Annotated in this window: 1 protein-coding gene; it reads right to left on the minus strand. The window is 42.4% G+C overall.

The genetic code is table 11. The features are described 5' to 3' along the window. The coding region (locus tag SB749_RS20080; RefSeq protein ID WP_410711859.1) for a hypothetical protein at positions 1-255 on the minus strand (255 nt) is incomplete at both ends.

Here is a 255-nt window from a genome sequence, read left to right on the forward strand (position 1 = left end):
CGTCTATGTCGTTTTCTAGCATGGTGGCACGGGCGGTTATATCATTGAGTGCTAAATCGTTTACACCACGCTTGCCTATTTCAATAAAATCAACATCAACATGGCCTAAGTCAAACTTTAAGCTTGTAACTTCACCGGTGTAGCCATCTTCGGTGCTTAGGTCGATGTTTCGTGTTTCCCAGCTTTCTGTTTCTGGCTCTAACACGTTCACTAATAACTGCGATTCGCCTAAATAAATATTACCTAACCACAGTG

Source organism: Brevibacterium sp. SIMBA_078, from assembly GCF_046534565.1.
Taxonomy (GTDB): domain Bacteria; phylum Actinomycetota; class Actinomycetes; order Actinomycetales; family Brevibacteriaceae; genus Brevibacterium.